General features: G+C 62.6%; 21 protein-coding genes. 9 read left to right on the forward strand and 12 right to left on the reverse strand.

The annotated features are described in order from the left end of the window. Window positions 1-80 precede the first annotated feature (80 nt). Complete coding sequence (gene chrA / locus HCN58_RS00630; protein ID WP_235983286.1) at window positions 81-1,283, reverse strand: chromate efflux transporter; 1,203 nt, start codon at window positions 1,281-1,283, stop codon at window positions 81-83. Between the two features lie 93 nt (window positions 1,284-1,376). Between chrA and HCN58_RS00635 the strand changes: the two genes are divergently transcribed. Then, window positions 1,377-1,592 (forward strand): hypothetical protein, encoded by a 216-nt coding sequence (locus HCN58_RS00635; protein ID WP_171577451.1) that lies wholly within the window; start codon window positions 1,377-1,379, stop codon window positions 1,590-1,592. Between the two features lie 147 nt (window positions 1,593-1,739). Then, window positions 1,740-2,852: an acyltransferase family protein gene (locus HCN58_RS00640; protein WP_171577452.1), complete on the forward strand. Its 1,113-nt coding sequence runs from the start codon at window positions 1,740-1,742 to the stop codon at window positions 2,850-2,852. A gap of 98 nt (window positions 2,853-2,950) precedes the next feature. Here HCN58_RS00640 and HCN58_RS00645 read toward each other — a convergent pair whose 3' ends face one another. From HCN58_RS00645 to pqqA, 7 genes are all read right to left on the reverse strand, one after another. Further along, entirely contained in the window at window positions 2,951-3,616 is a 666-nt protein-coding gene (locus HCN58_RS00645; protein ID WP_171577453.1) for a DUF4286 family protein, read from the reverse strand. A gap of 11 nt (window positions 3,617-3,627) precedes the next feature. After that, complete coding sequence (gene pip, locus HCN58_RS00650) at window positions 3,628-4,617, reverse strand: prolyl aminopeptidase (protein ID WP_171577454.1); 990 nt, start codon at window positions 4,615-4,617, stop codon at window positions 3,628-3,630. Beyond that, window positions 4,607-5,815, reverse strand: coding sequence for a pyrroloquinoline quinone biosynthesis protein PqqE (pqqE, locus tag HCN58_RS00655; protein WP_171577455.1), 1,209 nt, complete (start codon window positions 5,813-5,815; stop codon window positions 4,607-4,609). Before pqqE ends, pip begins: the two co-directional genes overlap by 11 nt. After that, window positions 5,812-6,123 carry a pyrroloquinoline quinone biosynthesis peptide chaperone PqqD gene (gene pqqD, locus HCN58_RS00660; protein WP_171577456.1) on the reverse strand — a complete coding sequence of 104 codons (312 nt, stop codon included), beginning with the start codon at window positions 6,121-6,123 and terminating at the stop codon, window positions 5,812-5,814. Before pqqD ends, pqqE begins: the two co-directional genes overlap by 4 nt. A 20-nt stretch (window positions 6,124-6,143) precedes the next feature. After that, window positions 6,144-6,899, reverse strand: a complete 756-nt coding sequence (gene pqqC / locus HCN58_RS00665) for a pyrroloquinoline-quinone synthase PqqC (RefSeq protein WP_171577973.1) — start codon at window positions 6,897-6,899, stop codon at window positions 6,144-6,146. A 20-nt stretch (window positions 6,900-6,919) separates the two neighbouring features. After that, on the reverse strand, window positions 6,920-7,849 hold the full coding sequence (gene pqqB, locus HCN58_RS00670) for a pyrroloquinoline quinone biosynthesis protein PqqB (protein WP_171577457.1): 930 nt from the start codon (window positions 7,847-7,849) through the stop codon (window positions 6,920-6,922). 142 nt (window positions 7,850-7,991) lie between these two features. Then, window positions 7,992-8,072: a pyrroloquinoline quinone precursor peptide PqqA gene (gene pqqA / locus HCN58_RS00675; RefSeq protein WP_171577974.1), complete on the reverse strand. Its 81-nt coding sequence runs from the start codon at window positions 8,070-8,072 to the stop codon at window positions 7,992-7,994. A 294-nt stretch (window positions 8,073-8,366) separates the two neighbouring features. Here pqqA and HCN58_RS00680 point away from each other — a divergent pair, with 294 nt between their 5' ends. The 7 genes from HCN58_RS00680 to HCN58_RS00710 all read left to right on the forward strand — a co-directional run bounded on the left by HCN58_RS00680 (window position 8,367) and on the right by HCN58_RS00710 (window position 14,583). Next, window positions 8,367-8,624, forward strand: a complete 258-nt coding sequence (locus HCN58_RS00680) for a DUF6894 family protein (protein WP_171577458.1) — start codon at window positions 8,367-8,369, stop codon at window positions 8,622-8,624. Window positions 8,625-8,880: 256 nt separating this feature from the next. Continuing rightward, window positions 8,881-10,203 (forward strand): PQQ-dependent sugar dehydrogenase, encoded by a 1,323-nt coding sequence (locus HCN58_RS00685; RefSeq protein WP_235983287.1) that lies wholly within the window; start codon window positions 8,881-8,883, stop codon window positions 10,201-10,203. 114 nt (window positions 10,204-10,317) lie between these two features. Next, window positions 10,318-10,884: a c-type cytochrome gene (locus HCN58_RS00690; RefSeq protein ID WP_171577459.1), complete on the forward strand. Its 567-nt coding sequence runs from the start codon at window positions 10,318-10,320 to the stop codon at window positions 10,882-10,884. Between the two features lie 203 nt (window positions 10,885-11,087). After that, complete coding sequence (locus HCN58_RS00695) at window positions 11,088-12,479, forward strand: amidase family protein (RefSeq protein ID WP_171577460.1); 1,392 nt, start codon at window positions 11,088-11,090, stop codon at window positions 12,477-12,479. Between the two features lie 67 nt (window positions 12,480-12,546). Next, entirely contained in the window at window positions 12,547-13,023 is a 477-nt protein-coding gene (locus HCN58_RS00700; RefSeq protein ID WP_171577461.1) for a glutathione peroxidase, read from the forward strand. 17 nt (window positions 13,024-13,040) lie between these two features. Continuing rightward, window positions 13,041-13,289 carry a DUF3297 family protein gene (locus tag HCN58_RS00705; protein ID WP_057861239.1) on the forward strand — a complete coding sequence of 83 codons (249 nt, stop codon included), beginning with the start codon at window positions 13,041-13,043 and terminating at the stop codon, window positions 13,287-13,289. Between the two features lie 124 nt (window positions 13,290-13,413). Further along, on the forward strand, window positions 13,414-14,583 hold the full coding sequence (locus tag HCN58_RS00710) for a mandelate racemase/muconate lactonizing enzyme family protein (protein ID WP_171577462.1): 1,170 nt from the start codon (window positions 13,414-13,416) through the stop codon (window positions 14,581-14,583). Window positions 14,584-14,761: 178 nt separating this feature from the next. On the opposite strand, the gene HCN58_RS00715 is transcribed toward HCN58_RS00710, so the two are convergent. The 4 genes from HCN58_RS00715 to HCN58_RS00730 form a co-directional block, all read right to left on the reverse strand. Continuing rightward, window positions 14,762-15,193 (reverse strand): GNAT family N-acetyltransferase, encoded by a 432-nt coding sequence (locus HCN58_RS00715; protein WP_171577463.1) that lies wholly within the window; start codon window positions 15,191-15,193, stop codon window positions 14,762-14,764. Further along, a complete protein-coding gene (locus HCN58_RS37015) occupies window positions 15,190-15,690 on the reverse strand; it encodes a DUF418 domain-containing protein (RefSeq protein ID WP_311966753.1) in 501 nt (166 codons plus the stop codon). The genes HCN58_RS00715 and HCN58_RS37015 overlap by 4 nt, the downstream gene beginning before the upstream one ends. A 728-nt stretch (window positions 15,691-16,418) precedes the next feature. Beyond that, the gene (locus HCN58_RS00725) at window positions 16,419-17,771 is read right to left on the reverse strand and encodes a malonyl-CoA decarboxylase (protein WP_171577464.1); all 1,353 of its coding nucleotides are present in this window, start codon (window positions 17,769-17,771) and stop codon (window positions 16,419-16,421) included. A 186-nt stretch (window positions 17,772-17,957) separates the two neighbouring features. Next, window positions 17,958-18,758, reverse strand: a complete 801-nt coding sequence (locus HCN58_RS00730; protein WP_235983289.1) for an AraC family transcriptional regulator — start codon at window positions 18,756-18,758, stop codon at window positions 17,958-17,960. Window positions 18,759-18,820: the final 62 nt, after the last annotated feature.

An 18,820-nucleotide genomic window follows, 5' to 3' on the forward strand; every position in this document is an offset into this window, starting at 1 on the left:
GGACTTAGCGTCGCAGCGTTAATGCGGCACTGCAGCATGTGCAGTGCAGCTTTGATTTAATGCTGACGAACGGCCAGACGTCAGATCAGTCGCAGCGCAGCTCCAACCGACGCAAGAATGACGACGACAATCCATGGCGGCAGCTTCCAGACCGTCAGCAGCAGGAAACCCGCCAGCGCCACGGCGAAGTCACGTGGCGTGAGCACGGCGCTGGTCCAGACCGGATTGTAGAGCGCGGCGCCAAGGATGCCGACGACAGCGGCATTGGTGCCACGCATCGCGGCCTGGGCCGTGGGGCGCAGGCGTAGCGCGTCCCAGAACGGAAGCATGCCGTAGACCAGCAGCAGTCCCGGCAGGGACAAGGCGATGAGCGCAACCGAAGCGCCGGCGAGCCCATTGGGGGCGGGCTCTGCGACGGCACCGAGATAGGCCGCAAAGGTGAAGAGCGGTCCGGGCACCGCCTGCGCCATGCCATAGCCAGCCAGGAAATCCGCGTTGCTGACCCAGCCCGGCGTCACGACTTCTGCCTGCAACAGCGGCAGCACGACATGGCCGCCGCCGAACACCAGGGCGCCGGAACGATAGAAGGCATCGAACAGGGCAAGACCTTGCGAGCCGGTCTTGGCGGCCACCAGTGGCGTGACCAGGAACAGCACCATAAAAATCACGAGCGCGATTACGCCATGTCGATGCGATACCGAAAAGCCGAGATGGCCGGAAGGCGCGGGCCGCCCATCTCTCCGGCACAGCCAGAGTCCGGCCAAGGCTCCGAGCGCGATGGCGCCGATCTGTCCGAACGATCCACCGACGAAAACCACGATGGCAACGACGGCGAGTGCGATTGCGGCGCGTTCGCGGTCCGGCGTCAGGCTGCTCGCCATACCCCAGATGGCCTGTGCGACAACAGCAACCGCCACCAGCTTCAGTCCGTGGAGAATGCCTTCGGCAAGCGGGCCAGTGAGGACGCTCGCACCGAGCGCGAAGGCGAAGAGAATGATTGCCGAGGGCGTGGTGAAAGCGAACCACGCCGCTAACCCGCCGAGCAGGCCGTTGCCGCGCAACACGCCAAGCGTGAAGCCGACCTGGCTGGACGCCGGGCCCGGCAGGAATTGGCAGAGCGCAACGATATCAGCGTAACTGCTTTCGCTGAGCCATTTCCGCCGTTCGACGAATTCCGTCCTGAAGTAACCGAGATGTGCGATCGGCCCGCCGAACGATGTGAGCCCCAGCTTGAGGAAAGCGATGAAAACCTCGGCGACAGTGCCCGCGGACTTTTCCGCCATGCATCTCAACTCCATGGTCGCCCGAAGATATCGGGAACCGGCAATGTCACCAAGTGTTTGTTCAGAAGACCTTTAGCAAAGGAGTAACTGCGCATGGCATCCTCAGCCGATCGGTCGCCCCAGCACCATACCCAGAAGATGAAGAAGCGCTTTCAGGAGACCATCACGCATTTGAGAGAAGACATCGGGAAGGTCGATGAACCGCAATTGAAAGCGATGTTCGAGACTTCGGCGGAAGTTCTCACCGGACTTGCGAAGGCCTTCGACGACTACGAGAAGAAGAACGAAGCCGCTTGGCGCAAGCACTAGTCTTCTAGCGCATATTCGAGCCGAGCAATCCTTGCCATAAACCAACCTCGGCCGCCGGTTTACTCGATATTGCGTTAACACGGCCTTCACGGGTGGTTTCTACGGTCGCGACATTGCCATTTGTTCCCGTTCTGGAACGTTCCGACCATGCCGCCATCAGCTACCCCAACTTCGCGTGTCGAAGCGCTCGATCTGCTGCGGCTCGTCGCGGTGTTGGGCGTCGTGCTGTACCATTTCGGTTTCTGGGGCCCGGCCTCGCATGGCGTGCCGCAGGTGGCGCTCCCTTGGCTGACGCCGATTGCCAAATACGGCTTTCTCGGTGTGCCGGCCTTCTTTGTCATCTCTGGCTTCGTGATCGCCTATTCGGCCGAGGGCCGCACGGCAACCGGTTTTGCCATCGCCCGGTTCAGCCGCATCTATCCGACCTTTGTCTTTTGCATGACGCTGACCTTCCTGGTCATCGTGTTTCTTGGGCCGCCGCACTTCGACGCCTCCGCCCAGTGGCTCGCCAATCTGTTCATCGCGGCGCCCGCCCTCGGTCCGCCGTATATGGATACGTCGTACTGGTCGCTGGTGATCGAAGTGATGTTCTACGGATGGGTCGCGCTCCTGATCGCGGCCGGATTGTTTCCGCGCAGGATCGATACGATCATTCTGGTTGGGCTTGGCATCACCTTCGCCAACAAGCTAACCATGAACGCGCCGCTCATCGAAAAGCTGTTCTTGACGGACGATAGCGGCTTCTTCGCCGTCGGGCTTTTGATCTATCAATTCTACCGCGGGCGTCGCGGCCCGATTCTCTACGGCATGCTCGCGCTGTCGATCAGCACTGCAGTCTTTCAGTCCATCCACAAGCTCGTGAAGCTGGCTCCGCACACCGGTGGCACCTTCAGTGAATGGGCGGTGGCAGCGATCTGCCTTGGATCGATCGCGGTGATATTCCTGGCAACGCAGGTTCGCCGCGTGCCGCTGCCTGCAGGCGTTACGCTGGCCGTGGGCGGCCTGACCTATCCGCTCTACCTGCTGCACATGCAACTCGGCTACGTGCTGTTCGATCGTTGGGCACCAGCCAATTCCGTGCCATTGGTCGTGACGATCGTTCTGACCACGACGCTGCTGGCATGGGCCGTGTGGCGTTATGTCGAAGGACCGGCGCAGCGCTGGACGAGGGAATTCCTGACGGGGCAGGCCAGCAGACTCGGATGGCCTCTGAAGCTGCGCACAGCGGTCGGAAGCGGGGCAGGTGGCGGAGCCGCCTAGAGCCATTTCCGTTCCGATTGAATCGGAACGGGGCTCTAGATTGTCGGTTAGACGCGTTTTCCTGACGCGGACCGGTCGCCACACCGCTGGAAAACGCTCTAGCGGCCGATATCGCTCTTGGCGATATCCCACATCAGCCGGTAAACACCGCTCGAGATCATGAGCGGCTTCAATGCCGCGTTGTCCACAAATCGCGCGACCGCGGGCGGGATTGCGCTCTCGTCGGTGCCGTCGATCAGCACAAACCAGTCGCCGGCGCCGGGATTGGGCGTTGATGGATCGTCGGTGATCGGCTTCGACAGCGCCGGATCGCTCTCGAGCAGATGCAGGGAGATGATCCCGTCGAGTTGAGCGGGATCGAGCTGCTCATGCAACGCGGCGCGCAACTTGTCCTCGCCTCCCGAAGGTCGCAGACGGATGATGCCGAGCGCCGCGCCGCGGCCGGTGCCTTGGCTGATCGTGATGCGAGCGACCGCGCGGATCATGTTCTTGAAGCGAGCGATGTTGGTCATCGACCACGCGGTCTGGTTTGCCAGCGCGGCACGGTAGGCCGGGCTGTCCAGCACCTCAAAAGTTTCGGTGGAATAGAGGCTGAGATATTTCGGATTGCCGTCATGCGCGACATAGCGGCGCGCCTCGAGAAAGCCATCGATGGCAACGCGCTCTTCGAGGTGTTCGCGGTCGTACCAACGATTGAACTCGGCTTCGTGCTCGGCATCGATATTCATCGACGTCAGCAGCATGCCCTTTCCGGCAATCGGCATTTTCTTGTTTCCTATTTGTTGCCAGTTCTCGAAGCTATGTCCGCGATCGCCTTCATCACGGCGTCGCGGACGCCGGTATCGTACAGCGTGTGGCCGGCGCCCTCGACCAAGCGGACTTCGGCTTCCTGCCACACGGCGGCAAGCGCATGCGAGGTCGCAGGCGGGCACAGCAGATCGTAACGGCCCTGCACGATGATGCCGGGAATGCCGGCAAGCCTGGCCGCTTCGGCCATCAATTGATCCGGCTTCATGAAGCAGTCATTGGCGAAGTAGTGCGCTTCCATGAAGGGGGTGGCGGGCATGTTACGCGACGAATTCAGCGCCGCCAGGTCGAGACGTGTGCGGTTCGGCGTGTGTTCGGAAAGAATGCGTTCGGTTTCGCCCCATGCAAGCGCGGCAGGAATATGCACGTCGGGATTGGAATTGAGGATGCGACGGAAATAGGCCGGCAGCGGTTGCGCACGATCCTCTTCCGGCAACACGCTCATGAAGTCGTCGTAAAGCCCGGGATAGAACCGCGGCAGCACTTTTAAAAAGCCGTTTTCGATTTCCGCGATCGTGCCGAGGAAAGTGGCGCGAAGCACGATGCCGCTGACGCGGTCGGGATGGGCTTCCGCATACGCCAACGCCAGCGTGGCGCCCCAGGAGCCGCCAACGATCATCCAGCGCTCAAACCCGAATTTCTCGCGGATCATTTCCATGTCCGCGATCAGATGCGGCAAGGTATTGGCTTCGCGGCCTCCCTTCGGGCGGCTGCGGCCGGCACCGCGCTGGTCGAACAGCACGGCGTGGAAGCGCTCCGGATCGAACAGCCGGCGATGGTCCGGCTGGCAGCCGCTGCCGGGCCCGCCATGCAGATAGACCGCGGGAATGCCACTGAGCCGGCCGACGCTTTCAACATAGATATCGTGCCCGTCGCCGACCGCGAGCTGCTCCGACGTCAGCGGCGCAAAGGGGTCGGCGCGTTTGATGGATTTGCCGGCATCGGCATCAGGCGCCATGCTCGCCTTCTGTCTCCAGCGTGCCGCCGGCGAAATTGCGGTAGAGGAAGCGGTCCTGATGCGCGGCAGCCTCGCGTTCGGCATCCTTGAAAATCTGCTCGTGCATCGGCGACAGCGTGCAGGCGGGATCGGTATTGCCGGCGTCACCCGTCAGCGCAAATGCCTGGCAGCGGCAGCCGCCGAAATCGATCTCGCGAAACTCGCAGCTCTTGCACGGCTCGGGCATCCAGCCGGTGCCGCGGTAGCGGTTGAAGGCTTCGGAATTCTGCCAGATCCAGGCGATCGAATGGTTTGAGCGGACGGATTCGAATTCGAGCCCGGTGATGCTCTCGGCTGCATGGCAGGGCAGAACCTTGCCGGCGGGCGAGATGTTGAAAAACTGCCGGCCCCAGCCGCCCATGCACTTCTTCGGCCGCAGCGCGTAATAATCCGGTACCACATAGTCGATGGCGAGAATGCCCTTCAGGCGCGTCGCGGCTTCCTCGACGATGCGGCTAGTCTCCTCGATCTGTTCGAGCGTCGGCATCAGGGCGGCGCGGTTCTTCAAGGCCCAGCCGTAATACTGGACGTTGGCGACTTCCAGCCGGTCGGCATCGAGATCGACCGCCATCTGGATGATGTCGGAAAGCTGGTGCAGGTTCTGGCGGTGCATGACCGCGTTGACCGTCAGCGGCAGGTCGAGCTCGCGCGTCCACTTCGCGGCTTCGATCTTCTTCTCATGCGCATTTTTCAATCCGGCAACGCGGTCGGCCACCTGGGGCTCGTTGCCCTGGAAACTGATCTGCACGTGGCAGAGGCCGGCATCGGCGAGCGCCGATAGTTTTTCCTTGGTCAGCAGCACCGCCGAGGTAATGAGGTTGCTGTACAGCCCGACATCGGTTGCGTGCTGCACCAGCTCCACCAGGTCCTTGCGCGCGGTCGGCTCGCCGCCGGAGAAATGAAGCTGCAGCACGCCGATTTCGGCCAGCTCGCTTAGAACCCTCTTCCATTCCTCGGTGGTGAGTTCGCTGCCGCCGCGGTCGAGTTCGATCGGGTTCGAGCAATAGGGGCACTGCAGCGGGCAGCGGTGTGTCAGTTCGGCGAGTACGGCAAGCGGAATGCCGAACGTCTCCGCGGTCGAACGCTTCTGCTCGAGCACCGCGAGCCCGTCACTTGGCGCGGCGCTGGCTGTTTTGCCGTCTGCGAAAATATCGCTCATGACGTCTTCTCACGCGCTTCGGTCAGAAAGCCCTTGTCGGCGAGGTCCTGCAGCATGGCGACGACGTCGGTTAAAATCGCCTCGCGTGGGGCGGTGTATTTGGCTGCAAGCTGGTCGACCATATCTGCAACGCTGCGCACGCCGTCGCAAAGTTGCAGCACTTCCACTGCGATCTCATCCGGCGCCAATACCCGCTCCGGCGCCAGAAGTACCCAGACCTGCCGCGTCTCATCGAACTTCAGCCGGGCGTGCCGCGGCAATTTCGGCCGGCTCGCCTCGCTGACGCTGATGTTGCGGCTCAAAGCCATCGATCACTAGTCCCTTCTTATCAGTCCCCTTTGGGCACGAACGCGCCGGGCGGTATATGGCCGTCGACATAGGCGTGATACAGCGCGTCGAGCTGGACCCATAGCACATTGGTCTTGAAGATCAGCGCGTTGCAGACCGCCTCGCGTTCCGCCGGCGTCTTCGCGTTGGCCTTGACATAGTCCAGCGCGAAGCCCGCATCGCGCGGGGCCTGCGTCAGGCGCCGGCTGAAATAGCTCATGATGTCGGGGTTGACGAAATCATAGTGCTGCAGCATCCCGGAGATGCGCTCCTCATGCAGGTTCGGCGCGAACAGTTCGGTAAGCGAGGAGGCGATCGCCTCCAGCGGCGTCTTGTCGCGGCAGAAATGCACATAGGCCTCCACCGCAAACCGCGTTGCCGGCAGGATGCCTTCGGTCGATTCGACATAGGCGCTGTCGAGGCCGAGGCCTTCGGTCAGCTTCAGCCAGCGCTCGATGCCGCCTTCGGTACCCACGTCCCCATCGTGATCCTCGATCCGGTGCCGCCATTCGATCCGGGTCGCACGGTCGCGAAACCGCGAGATCACCATCGCATCCTTCAACGGGATCGTGCTCTGGTAATAATAGCGGTTCAGCGCCCAGGCCTGCACCTGTCCCTTGTTGAGCTTGCCGCCGTGCAGCAGCCGATGGAACGGATGCAGGCTGTGATAGCGCGTCGCACCGATATGGCGGAGCGCCGCCTCCAGTTCCTCGGCGCTGTTGAGCGTGATGCCCTTGCCGATCGATAGGGCGGTCATTCCGGGTGCAGCGACGACGTTCACAGATTGATCTCCGTTCCGTCAGCGGGGATGTGCCAGCCCGCCTGTTCCACGGCCTTGCGCTCGTCCGAACCGCGCAGCAGAGCGGGGTTGGAGTTATTGATATGCAGGAACACCTTCGTTCCGACGTCGAGACCGGCGAGGCTCTCGATCGCGCCATGATTACCCGACATCGAAATATGGCCCATGTTTTGTCCCGTCTTGGTGCCGAGGCCTTGGACGATTAATTCATCGTCGCGCCACACGGTGCCGTCGAAAAACAGCAATGCAGCGCCCGAAAGCCGCGATTTGAGATCGTCGGTCACGCGTGCGCAGGCGGCCAGGAAAAAGAAATACTTGCCGCTTCGTTTGTCCAGAATCCGCAAGCCCAGCGTGTCGCCCGCGCCGTCGCCGCCTGCCGGATGCGCCTTGCCTTCGAGATACCACGCGCCCTTGCCGGGAACCGCGAACGGAAGCACCTCAATGCCTGACGGCTTACCGTTGGGCAACGCCGGCTCGAATGCCCTCTCGACCTCGATCGGCCGCTGCTTCACGTTTTGCTCGTTCAGCACATTGAAGATGCTGTTGGATTTGAGAATCGCAAGTACCCGTTCATGCGCATAAAGCGTGAAGGGTGAACCTTCGCGCATCGACAGCAGCCCTGCGACCGCATCAATTTCGCCGTTGGTCAGGATCACGCCGGCAATCGGGCTGTGCCTGAGCTGTCCCGCTCGGGGATGAAGCTGCGGCGTTGCGGTCACCTGCTGACGCAGGTCTGGTGAGGCGTTGACGAGAAACCAGTGCTCGCCATCGGCGCTGACCGCGATCGAGGCCTGGGTGCTCCGCAATTCGGGATGGTCGCTTCGTGCTTTCCGGCACACCGGACATCCGCAATTCCACTGCGGAACGCCGCCGCCAGCCGCGGCGCCCAGGACGACGACGCGAAGCATGATCCGTCTCCTGGAGATTCGATACTTACCGATGCAAACCAAAAACGTCACGAGGTGGCTGCCGGCCTCGGACACGGCTCCGCACTCGGGAACGTGTCAGGCCCGGAAGTCCACCTGCGTGAGATTTGATGCGCGCTGCCGCTTACTTGCGGGTGGCGCACATGTACATGTTGATTTCCATGCCGACCGAAACTTCGGCGATTCTCGGCGCTTTCCAGGCCATTTGTCTCTCCCTTTGCTGCCGGGCGTACTCCGCCCTCGCCCGTTAACCTAACCCGGATCGGAAACTTCGCCAGTTAAATTTCACAGGGAACTCCGATACTTTATGCTGCGTCGCGAAAGAGTTTCACGGAGTCGTGTGGGGCTCCCGGTCAAAACAATGTGGGATCAAGCAGTTTCGTGGTTGTCCGGATCGTCGCGAACAACAATTCTCCCGATGGAGCGCACCGGCTCCAGACAATTTGTGAGGAATGGGCCTTCGGTCGCGGGCCCAAAAGCGAAGTTTAAGGTTCCGCCGATGCCGCGATATTACTTTAACACCCGTATCGGCGATGAGCTGATTTCCGATCCCGACGGCGAAGTGCTCAGGGATCCCGACCGCGCCTGGGAAATGGCGCGCGCCATGATCCGGGAACTGCTCAAGACCGATGGCGCCGACGGTGCGCTGCTCAGCGCCACCATCGAAGTCACCGACGACGACGGCGAGATCGTGCTGGAGTTTCCGTTCGCCGAAGCGATTCTCGATGCGCCCGGCGGTTCGGTCACGAGGCATTAGCCTGGGTCATCCCGGGGCGCGCGAAGCAGGAATCTCGAGATTCCGGGTCTGGTTCTTCGGACGATCCCGGAATGACACGGGCCAGTGTCGACACCGCTCATGTCGCTCCAAGTCCGACCGCGCAACTTCCGTGGGCCATGTTTTCCGGGTTGCACTTCGACGGGAAAATATCGGAGAGTGCCGGCCGGGAAAGCCTCCGGCGCCGGCATCATGCGAGCCCGCGCGAAGAGAAAGGCTTCCGCCAGGGAGAACGCCCATGATAAGTTATTTATCGGTGCCGCGCAGCCTGTTGCTGTCCGGTGCATTCTTCACTGCCCTCACGCTAAGCGCCGCTGCCCAGCAGTCCGCCGAACCGCCGGCCGCCGCCCAGCAGCCGCCCGCCCAACTTCCGGCCGCCGGCGCGCCGCCCGCCGGTACTGCGGCCTCGCCCTCGCTTCCGCCGGGATCGCCGCTGCTCGGACGTCCCGCGGGCAGCGATGCCGCCGCCAAGCTGGCGCCGATCGCACCGCCGCCGATCCCCGCGGCGCCGGACAAACTGCCGACGGCGAAGCTCAAGGTGCCGGCCGGTTTCAACATCGAGGTCTATGCCGCCGGCATGGCGAATGCCCGCTCGCTCGCGGTCGGCGACAAGGGCACGGTGTTCGTCGGCAGCCGCCTCGTCGACAAGGTCTATGCCATCGTTAACAAGGACGGCAAACGCGAGGTCAAGGTGCTGGCTTCCGGCCTCTACCGACCGAACGGCGTCGCTTTCAAGGATGGCACGCTCTACATCGCCGAACTGTCCAAGGTCTCCAAGATCGAAGAGGTCGAGGACAATCTGGATAACCCGCCGAAGCCGACCGTGATCTTCGACAAGCTGCCAAAGGACGAAGCCCATGGCTGGAAATTCATCGGCATCGGTCCAGACAACAAGCTCTACGTTCCGGTCGGTCAGCCCGGCAACAACGTGCTGCATGACGACGATCACGGCCTGATCCGGCGGATGAATCTCGACGGTTCGGGCGCGGAAGTGATCGCCCGCGGCGTGCGCAACACTGTCGGCTTCGACTGGCATCCGGAGACCAAGCAGCTCTACTTCACCGACAATGGCCGCGACTGGATGTCGGAGGACGTGCCGGAGGACGAGCTCAACCGCATGACCCAGGTCGGCGACCATTTCGGCGCGCCGTTCTGCCTGCAGGGCAACATCGTCGATCCCGAATTCGGCTGGGGTAAATCCTGCAGCGAATACACCGCGCCCGTCGGCCTGTTAGGCCCGCATTCCGCGGCGCTCGGCATGCGCTTCTACACCGGCAACATGTTCCCGAAGGCCTACAAGAACGTGGCCATCATCGCCCGGCACGGCTCATGGAACCGCTCCAAGAAAGTGGGCGGCGATGTCGTCATTGCCAAGCTGAACAAGGACGGCACCATGAAGTCGCTGGAGCCGTTCATCACGGGCTTCCTCGAGGACAACAAATATAACGGCCGCCCAGTCGATGTGCTGCCGATGAAGGACGGTTCGCTGCTGGTCTCCGACGACTACAACGGCGCCGTCTATCGCATCACCTACGGCAAGCAGAAGATGGCGGGGAAGTAACCCAGCAAAAACCGTCATTGCGAGCGAAGCGAAGCAATCCATTCCTCCACTTGCGGAGACGTGGATTGCTTCGTCGCTGCGCTCCTCGCGATGGCGGAGTTGCGGAGTAGGTGGATGCATAAAACCATAATGGCACTTGCGTTTGTCGTGATCACAACATTCGCGTCCGCCGAGCCCATCGAACAACGCATCGCGCCGTGCCTTGCCTGTCACGGTGAAAAGGGCCAGTCCGAAACCGAAAACACGCCCTCGCTCGGCGCGCAGCAGGCGCCTTATGCATTGATCCAGCTTTTCATGTTCCGCGAGAAGCTGCGCGTCTTCGAGCCGATGAACGAAATGGCGAAGGCGCTGACTGACGAGGATCTCCGCCTGTTTTCCGACTTCATTGCCAAGATGCCGAAGCCTGTGCCGCCAGGAGAAAACGGCGAGCCGGCGCGGATGCAGCGCGGCCAGGCGCTGGTGCAGCAGCACCGCTGCGACAGTTGCCACAACCCCGACCTCTCCGGCAAGGAAAACGTCCCGCGCATCGCCAACCAGCGCGAGGACTACCTCGCTAGGACACTTGGCGAGTACAAGGACAACAGCCGCCACGGCTATGACGCCAGCATGGCCGACGTGATGGCGCCGATTTCGCCGGAGCAGATCGCTGATCTCGCCTATTTCATCGCCCGCATGCGCTAGTTTTTAGTCACCTCGCCCCGTTCTTGCGGGGAGAGGTCGGCGCGTAGCGCCGGGTGAGGGGGCTCTCCACTGCGGGGCTCGCGGATAGTGCCCCTCCCCCCGCAAGAGCGGGGCGAGGGAGCACTGCTCGCCCGCAGTGCACTCCCCCGCTGGCATTGCCCTGCGCCCGGCGCTACAAGGGCGGCAATCGGATGGAGTTTTGCATGCAGGATTTATGGCGCCTGTCGGCGGCGGAAATGGCCGCGCTGATCAGCTCGAAAAAAGTCTCCGCCAGGGAAGCGGCGGCCGCGGCGCTGGCGCGGCTCGATGCGGTCAATCCCAAAATCAATGCCGTCGTCGACCACAGGCCCGAAGACGTGCTGGCGCAGGCTGGCGCTATCGATGCTGCGATCGCGCGCGGCGAAGATGCCGGTCCGCTGGGCGGCGTGCCCGTTACGGTGAAGGTCAATATCGATCAGCAAGGCTTTGCCACCACCAACGGGCTCAAGCTGCAGCGCGACGCCATCGCGAAAGCCAATAGCCCGGTGATCGACAATTTGCGCAAGTCCGGCGCCGTCATTCTCGGGCGCACCAATTGCCCGGCGTTCTCCTATCGCTGGTTCACCACCAATCTCATCCATGGCGACACCAAGAACCCGCGCGACCCCGGCATCACCCCGGGCGGCTCGTCCGGCGGTGCGGGCGCTGCGGTCGCGGCCGGCATCGGTCATATCGCGCACGGCACCGATATTGCGGGATCGATCCGCTATCCCGCCTACGCCTGCGGCGTGCACGGTCTGCGACCGACCATGGGGCGCATCGCGGCGTTCAACGCGGCGCTCCCCGAACGGCCGATCGGGCCGCAGATCAGCGCCGTGTCAGGCCCGCTGGCCCGCACCATCGGCGATATCAGGATCGCGCTGGCGGCGATGTCGGCGCGGGACTATCGCGATCCCTGGTGGGTGCCGGCGCCGCTCGAAGGGCCGGCGATGCCGAAGCGCGTCGCGATGTGTCTCAACCCTGACGGCCTTGATCCCGTACCTGAAGTGAAAGCCGCGGTGGCGGACGCCGGCAAGCGGCTTGAGCGCGCGGGCTGGACTGTTGAGGAAATCGCCGACACGCCGCCGCTGCGCGAGGCCGCCGATCTCCAGACAAAACTTTGGCTCGGCGACGGCTATGAGGCGCAGCTGGAAGCGGCCGAGCGCGAAGGCGATCCGGGCGCACTGGCCTGCCTGCGCGGCAACCGCGCCAAGGTGTATCCGTTCGACCTGTCGAAAGCGCTGACGCGGCGCGCGACGCTGACTCGCGAATGGCTGGCGTTTTTCGAACAATATGCCGTGCTGCTGATGCCGGTCTCAGGCGAACTGCCGTTCCCCGATCAGCTCGACCGCAAGGACGACGCGTCGTTTACGCGCGTCTGGCATGCGCAATTGCCGCAGATCGCCATTCCCTTCATGGGGCTGCCCGGGCTAACGGTTTCGACCGGGCTAGTGGGGCGCGTTCCCGTCGGCGTGCAACTGGTTTCCGGGCGTTACCGCGAAGATCTGTGCCTCGCTGCGGGCGAAGCGATCGAAGCCGGTGGGACGCCCTCGGCGGCGATCGATCCTGCCGGCTAGAGCGTGATCCCGAAAAGTGGGTACCGGTTTTCGGATAAGATCATGCTCCGGTAACAAATGGAAGGCCATGCCAGGCGTTTATGATTTTACGGCGCAGTCGCTTGCCGGCGAAGACATTCCGCTGAAGCGGTTCGAGGGTCAGGTGCTTCTGATCGTCAACACCGCGAGCGCCTGCGGGTTCACGCCGCAATACAACGGCCTGGAGCAATTGCATCGTGAACTGGCGTCGCGCGGCTTTGCGGTGCTCGGCTTTCCCTGCAACCAGTTCGGTGGGCAGGAGCCGGGCGACGCCAGGCAGATCGAGCAATTCTGTGCGGGCAAATATGGTGTGACATTTCCGATGTTCGCCAAGATCGACGTCAACGGCAGCCATGCGCATCCGTTGTTCAACCATCTGAAAAACGCGAAATCGGGATTGTTGGGCTCGTCGATCAAATGGAATTTTACCAAATTCCTGGTCGACCGGTCGGGTAAGGTGGTCGGGCGTTACGCGCCGACCGCGACGCCCGAGGGAATCAGAAAAGAAATCGAGGCACTGCTGTGAGCGAGACCAACAAAGCGATGAGCGATCAATTCCCCGACCGTCTCTCGGTCGATCCGAACAGCCCATACTACAATGCCGAGATCCTCGCGCGCGACGTCGGCATTCGCTTCAAGGGCGTCGAGAAAACCAATGTCGAGGAATATTGCATCAGCGAGGGCTGGGTGCGGGTCACCGCGGGCAATGCAAAGGACCGCTACGGCAATCCGCTGACGATCAAGGTGCACGGCCCGGTCGAGCCGTATTTCCGCGACAAGGCGAAGTCCTGAGCCGAGTCCATATCAAACGTCATTGCGAGGAGCGAAGCGACGAAGCAATCCATCCATCCCTGCGCGCGGCCCGATGGATTGCTTCGCTTCGCTCGCAATGACGGCAGCGACTGAAAGCCGAACCATGTCCGTCCGCATCGTCGACGTCCGCGAAATCACAAAACCGATCTCCTCGCCGATCCGCAACGCCTATATCGATTTCACCAAAATGACGACGAGCCTCGTTGCCGTCGTCACCGACGCTGTTCGCGACGGCAAGCGCGTCGTCGGCTACGGCTTCAATTCCAACGGCCGTTACGGGCAGGGCGGTCTGATCCGCGAGCGCTTTGCGCCGCGGCTGAAGGAGGCAGATCCCAAGAGCCTGCTCGATGCCTCCGGTAGCAATCTCGATCCTGACAGGGTCTGGACGGCCATGATGTCGAACGAGAAACCCGGCGGCCATGGCGAGCGCTCGGTCGCGGTCGGCACCATCGACATGGCGGTGTGGGACGCAGTGGCGAAGATCGCGGGCAAGCCGCTGTTTAGATTGCTCGCCGAGCGACATGGCCGCGAGGCCAATCCGCGCGTGTTCGTCTATGCCGCTGGCGGTTACTATTATCCGGGCAAGGACCTGTCGGTACTGCGCGGCGAGATGCGGGGCTATCTCGACCGCGGCTACAATGTCGTGAAAATGAAGATCGGCGGCGCGCCGATCGCGGAAGACCGCGAGCGCATCGAAGCCGTGTTGAAGGAGATCGGCAAGGACGCGCAGCTCGCCGTCGACGCCAACGGCCGGTTCGATCTGGAAACGGCGATCGCCTACGCAAAGATGCTGCGGGAGTATCCGCTGTTCTGGTACGAGGAGGCGGGCGATCCCCTCGATTTCGCGCTGCAGGCGGCGCTCGCCGAATTCTATCCCGCACCCATGGCGACCGGTGAGAATCTCTTCAGCCATCAGGACGCCAAAAATCTGATCCGCTATGGCGCCATGCGGCCCGATCGCGACTGGCTGCAGTTCGACTGCGCGCTATCCTATGGTCTGTGCGAATACCAGCGCACTCTGGCGGTGCTGAAAACGCACGGCTGGTCGCCGAGCCGCTGCATTCCCCACGGTGGCCACCAGATGTCGCTCAATATTGCCGCCGGCCTTGGCCTCGGCGGCAATGAGAGCTATCCCGACCTGTTCCAGCCCTATGGCGGCTTCCCGGATGGTGTCCGCGTCGAGAACGGCCACATCACCATGCCCGATCTGCCGGGCATCGGGTTCGAGGGAAAATCCGATCTCTACAAGGAAATGAAGGCGCTGGCGGCCTGAGCAGGCTGTCATCGTCCGCGAATTGTGCGCCGTAGCTCGTCAGAGCGAAGGCGGACGATCAGTACGCCGCAGCCTCTCCGTTCTACCTCTGACGCCAGCGATTATTGGATGCCCGCTGGAGCCTGTCATCGGGCCCGCCGAAGGCGAGACCCGGTGGCGGGCATGACGAGGCTCACGATCAGTTCTCCGACAACAGCCCTTTCTCGATGGCTGATTGCCGGTTCCTGAAGATCGCCATGGCCGTCTTCATCCGCAGGAAGCCGAACTTCGCATACAACGGCTCGCGGCCCGCGACCGCATAGAGAATGATCTTGGCGTGTGACTTCGATTGGGCAAGCAGTCTTTCGATGATCTGCTTTCCGAGGCCGAGCCCCTGATGGCTGGGCAGCACGGCAACGTCGCAGAGATAGGCGCAATCGCGTCCGTCAGCCAGAACGCGGCCGGCGCCGACGAGGCGGCCGTTGTCGCGGGCAAAGCAGCAGAACATGCTGTTGCCGAACACCACTTCGAGATCGTCCGCATTCTTGTTGCCGAGCGGCGCGGCCCGATAGAGCGCTTCGAGTTCCTGCCAATCCACGCCCGCCCGGTCGTCGGTCCAGATGATCGTCATCGCACGGCCTCAAGTTTCAACAGCGACATCGGTTGCGGCAGTCCATACATCAGCGTGCGCCACAGCCACTCGACAGGGCCGTATCGGTAATGACGCAGCCACCAGGCGCTGAAAAACACCTGTCCGATGTAGATGGCGATACCGATCGCGAGCGCGTGGGCAACACCGAGCCGGCCGAACAGGCCAAGGCCGTAGCCGTAGAAGACCCAGCCGAAGATGAGGGATTGCATGAGATAGTTGGTGAATGCCATCCGCCCCAACGGCGCAGCCCAGCCGAGCAGCCTCTTTCCGCTGTTGAGGCGATGCCGATGATACCAGCGCCATAGCCCAGCGCCAGCAGAACCGTGCCGAGGGGTTCTACCAGGGCGCCGATCCGGCCGGCCGCGATAAAGCCGGCGGCGTGGCAAAGGGTCAATGCCGCGCCAAGGCCGATGCAGCCGGCGGCGATCGAGAAGAGCAGATGGCGAGGCGGCTGTCGCAGAATGCCAGTGCGCCATGCGAAGGCTCCGAGCAGAAACAACCCGATGGTGCGCGGAAAGATATAGGCGTGCAGGGGAACGAAAAGGGGAATCTCGCGGAGCCGGAGCGCCAGCACGTCGAGGAAGCTGCCCGTCGGATAGATGCGATGCGCCTCGGCGACGGCCTGCGTCATCGCGGCTGCGCTGGGCCACAATCCTGACACCGGAAAGGCCTGCATCGCCAGATACAGCCCGAGAGACGCCAGCGCGGCGACACCCACCAGCCAGCGCGGTCCGAACAGCAACGGCAGGACAATCAGGCCGGCGAGCGCATATTCGGTGAGAATATCGCCATTCCAGATCAGACACAGAAGGAGCCCGAACGCCAGCAACACGGTGAGCCGGCGCACGAGAAGCGCCGTGCGGCGCTCGCTGTTCGCAAGCCGCTCGAACTGGATAGCAAGGCCTGTGCCGAACAGCAGCGAAAACAGTGCAAACGCCTTCATCTCGACGGCGAACGTCAAAATCGTTTCGATGGCGTGATCGACCGGCGATGCCGCGGGCTCGCGGGCAACAAATTGCTCGAGGATCGAAACGCGAAATTCCGTAACGACGTTGATTGCCATAACGCCGAGCAGGGCAACGCCGCGCAGCACATCAATGGCGTCGATCCGCTCCGAGGGGCTTATCGGCCGGGGAGATGCGCCGCCATCGGAAGCCATTGCAATACGATTTCAATTCAGCGGCCAATGGAATCCGCGGCCGGTCTACGACAGCCGCATATCCAGCAACCGCCGTCCCTCGGTCTTGAGCAGTTTCTTCACCGCGCTGGAGGCGGCGATTTCGCCCTGATTGGCGTAGGCCTCGTGGTTCTTCTCGATGTCCTCCAGCCGGTAGAGGTAATTGACCATGATGCCGGCGGATTCCCGCAGGCCCTTGGGCGAGAGATCGCCGAGCCAGTCGATCTTCTCCAGCCGCGCGCCGTTGCCGATGTGGAAGCGGGCCACCGAATCGACCAGCCGGCCCTTCGGTGTACGGGCCTTCAGGAAATAATGCGCCGCCAGCGGCTCCAGCACGGCGCGCAATTGCGCAGTCAGTTCGGCATTCTCGAACCAGTCCGGCTTGTCGAGGGCTTCCAGCAGCGTCCGCTCCTCGTCGCTGACCGGAACATCATCGGCCTGTTTCAGCCATTGCATGAAGCCCGGCACCGGCGACAGCGTGATGAACGTATCCAGCTTCGGCAATTCGCGCCGCAACTCTTCGACCACCTGCTTGATCAGGAAGCTGCCGAAGGAAATGCCGCCAAGCCCCTTTTGCGTGTTCGAGATCGAATAGAACACGGCCGTGCGCGCACGCTCGATCGGCACCGGCTGACGCTCGGCCGCAAGCAGCGGCGCGATCGCAGTCGGAATCGTCTCGGTCAGCGCGACCTCGACGAAGATCAGCGGCTCGTCGTTGAGCTGGGGATGGAAGAAGGCGTAGCAGCGCCGGTCGGCCGGGTCGATGCGGCGGCGCAAATCGTTCCAGTCGCGGATTTCGTGCACGGCCTCATAGCGAATGATCTGTTCCAGAATATTGGCCGGCGTCGACCAGTCTATCCTCCGCAGCACGAGAAATCCCCTGTTGAACCAAGAAGACAGCAAATGCACCACGTCGCGGTCGAGCGCGGCCAGATCCTTGTTGCCCTTCATCAGGGAAAGCAGGTCGGCGCGCATCGCCACCAGTTCGCTGGTGCCGCCGGGCGCGCGGTTGAGGCGGCGGATCAGCTCCTGCCGGCGCGGCTCTGAAGCAAAATGAAGGTCGCTGGCATCGCTGTCGTTCGGCTGGCTGCGCCAGCTCTCGATCGCCTGCGACAGCTTCTCGCGGTCGGGGCCGAAGTTGCGGGCCAGCGTTTCGAAAAAGGTGAGCCGGCCTGCAGCGTCGAGGTCGTGGTAGCGATCGAGCACCTCGCGGGCCATCGCGGTACCGGAGGCTTCGCCGCGGCCCGACAATAGCGCCTCGCATAATTCGATCAGCTCCGAAGCATCCTGGCCGTCGTCGGACGGCCCGGTGCGCCGCAGCAGCGTGCGGCCGCGTTCAGATATTGTCGCGAGAAGATCGGAGAAAAAGGCGTTGGCCATGTGGCAGGTCGAATCCAGCGGGGGTTTTGCGGAATCTTACATCGGATTTAGGCCGGTGCCGATCACAATCAAGATGATCGGGTCGTCATACCCCGCGCATGCGGGTATTCAGTACGGTTAATCATCGTCCCTCGAATACTGGATTACCCGCTTCGCTGACAATGACGACAATACAATGTCGTTACCTCACTCTTTGCCGGCGAATTCCGTCGGCGTTTTGCCGGTAACCTGCCGGAAAGCGTGGGAAAACGCCGGCACGCTGGCATAGCCCAAATCCGAGGCAAGCTGCTTGACCGAGACGACGGCATCGGTCGACAGCTTTTCGATCGCCGTCGCAATCCGGGCGCGCTGGCACCAGCTCTTGAAGCTCAATTGCGTCTCCGACGAGAACAGCCGCGATAGCGTCCGCACCGAGGTGCCGACCTCGCGCGCCAGCGTTTCGATTTCATGGTCGGCGGTTGGGTCGTTAAGCACGATGTCCGCGACGCGCCGGCAGCGCGGCTCGCGCGGCAGCGGGATGAAGGTCGTGGAATCTTCCGCCTGGTCGAGCTCCATCATGGCCAGTCGCAGCAGAAGCTCGGTTCGCTCGCGATCGCCGCGATCGTCGAACAAAGCGAGGATAGTCTGGTGCAGCAGCGGCGACACCCGCACCACGAACTCCGCATCCAGGCCGTGGCTGCGCACTTCGCGCTGCAGCCAGTCGAGTTCGAAATAGAGCGTCCGCATCTCAATATCGGCGAGCACGTCGATCGCGTGCTCCGCTAGCGCGGGGACCCACACTGCGCGGTCCGGCGGCACCAGCCAGCGGCCCTTCGGCGTCGTCACCTGCATCGTGCCCCTCGCCGCGTAGACGAGCTGCGCCTCGCGGTGCATGTGGGTGTCGAGCCGGATGCCCTTCCTGTAGCTGTTGGCGATCATGTGGATGCCGTCACCTGTCGAGATGCGGCGCCCGATAATGGCGGCAATTGGCTTTTCGGCGATATTCATTGGCGACATCCCGTCAGGACTACCCCGTATAACCTATTTCGGAAAATTGCGGGATTCGGGAA

The organism is Bradyrhizobium australiense, from assembly GCF_013114825.1.
Taxonomy (GTDB): Bacteria; Pseudomonadota; Alphaproteobacteria; order Rhizobiales; family Xanthobacteraceae; genus Bradyrhizobium; species Bradyrhizobium australiense.